Raw genomic sequence first — 537 nt, 5'->3', positions numbered from 1 at the left:
AAGAATGAAGTATGGGCGACCGATACAACTGAAGTTGTATATTTTGAAGATAACAAAGCACAAAAAGTACGATTACATGCGGTATTAGATTTATACGGACGTTACGTGATTAGCTATAACCTTTCAAAAACGGAAACTACATCGGCAGTAATTGATACATTTAAGAAAGCGTTCTCTAAAGAGCCAGGAGTAAGACCTATGGTTCATACAGATCGAGGTGCTGCATACTGTTCACTTGCCTTTAATCACTATTTAGAAAAGATGAACTGCGTCCATAGCATGTCTCATCCTGGACATCCATGGGAAAATTCCCCTATGGAGAGATGGTGGAATGATTTTAAACTACTTTGGCTGGAACGACACCCGCAGCCACAATCATTTGAAGAATTAAAGAGACTGATTGACGAAGGTGTAAAATATTTCAATACAAAGAGAGCTTATGCATCAAAAAACGGTCTGACTGCGGAAAAATTCCGCAATCAGACCGCATAGTCTATTTTATATATTTAAACTGTATACTTGACAGGACATAGTGCC

General features: G+C 38.4%; 1 protein-coding gene. It reads left to right on the top strand.

All coding sequences use genetic code 11. The features are described 5' to 3' along the window. Positions 1 to 492 (top strand): DDE-type integrase/transposase/recombinase (locus FC14_RS02115; protein ID WP_156655720.1); only part of this gene is annotated, 492 nt, incomplete at its 5' end. Positions 493 to 537: the final 45 nt, after the last annotated feature.

It is taken from the genome of Ligilactobacillus agilis DSM 20509 (assembly GCF_001436215.1).
Taxonomy (GTDB): domain Bacteria; phylum Bacillota; class Bacilli; order Lactobacillales; family Lactobacillaceae; genus Ligilactobacillus; species Ligilactobacillus agilis.
Note: the sequence above shows the minus strand (reverse complement) of the source record. Positions and strands in the feature narration are given on the sequence as shown.